Source organism: Poseidonibacter sp. (assembly GCF_041821165.1).
GTDB lineage: Bacteria > Campylobacterota > Campylobacteria > Campylobacterales > Arcobacteraceae > Poseidonibacter.
Window position 1 is genome coordinate 1 of sequence record NZ_JBGUES010000278.1, and the last position, 1,294, is coordinate 1,294.

2 protein-coding genes are annotated in these 1,294 nt (G+C 25.2%); both read left to right on the forward strand.

The window, feature by feature from the left end:
• A partial coding sequence (locus tag ACERKK_RS13140; protein ID WP_373773526.1) for a winged helix-turn-helix domain-containing protein occupies positions 1–270 on the forward strand: 270 nt, incomplete at its 5' end.
• On the forward strand, positions 263–1,252 hold the full coding sequence (locus tag ACERKK_RS13145) for a cysteine desulfurase (protein ID WP_373773527.1): 990 nt from the start codon (positions 263–265) through the stop codon (positions 1,250–1,252). The genes ACERKK_RS13140 and ACERKK_RS13145, both read left to right, overlap by 8 nt.
• The last annotated feature ends 42 nt before the right edge of the window (positions 1,253–1,294 follow it).

Below are 1,294 nucleotides of genomic sequence, written 5' to 3' on the forward strand. Positions count from 1 at the left end.
AAAGCAGCACAAATTGTAGGTATGAATTATAAAAAAGCATGGTCGCATATTAAAATTCTTCAAGAACATATTGAAGATGAAATGGTTCAAACAAACAAAGGTCAAGGTGAAAACAGCGGAAGCTGTTTAACACCAAAAGCTAGGGAAGTTATACAAACATATAAGATTTTACAGCATGATATCAATAAATATGCAGATAAAAGATTCCAAGAGCTGTTTTTGAAAGATAACAAAGAGATACTAAATATTAAGGAAAAAGAAATTGACTAAACTTAATACTTTACAATACCCAAATGTGCAAAATATGCATATATCTAGTGATTTATCACTTAGTATTCTTGAAAATAATGAAGTGTTTGAAAAGTTAAAAAAAGAGTTTAAATCAAAATATTCATTTAATAATCTAAATACATTTTCTAATTCAAAAGATGGTTTTTTAGGTCTTTTTTTACAATTATCAAAAAAAGGAAAAATCGCTGTAAGTCATGGTGAATCATACTCAATTATTGAAGCAGCAAAAACTTATGAAGCATTAGGTTTTGAGTTAGTTTGGATTGATTTACAAAAAGATGGAAAAATAAATTTAAAACAAATAGAAACATTAGAGTTTGATTTTATATTTATTTCTTCATATATTATGGATACTTTTGTAAAAACAAATTTAGAAGAGATAAAACAAAAAACTAATGCAAAAATCATCTCAAACGCAAGTGCTGATTTTTCTATTTTTTCTGATGTGGTTTATTTTGATTCTTATAAATTAACTGGTTTTGCCTTATCTTCTGTATTACTTTTTGATGATGAGTTATTTGAAGAGCAAGTTATTGGTTTTGTGGATACTCTTGCTGTTAAAGTTATTTTTGAAGCTTTAAATAATCAAAAATTTGAATCATCACAAAAGGAGCTTTTCAAAGAAAAACTTATAAATGCTTTTGATGATAATATTTACTTTTTTGTAGATTCAAATGATACTTTAGATTTTACTTTACACTTTGCACTTAAAAATATAAAAGCAAGGGAAATGATTAGAACATTGGCTTTAAACTCTATTCATATTACAAATGGAGAAGGATGTTCTTTAGGTTTATCAAAACCATCAAGAATCATACAAAATATGGGATATGAAGAAATCATTTCAAGAAATGCACTTTCTTTAACATTTACAGAAATTTATGAAGAAGAACAAATAGAAAAAATAGCAAAACTTTTTGCTAAAAAATATAAACAAATAAGGGTTTTAAATGAGCAATAAACTAACATATTTAGACTTTAATGAAGCAATAAAAAAAAGTTT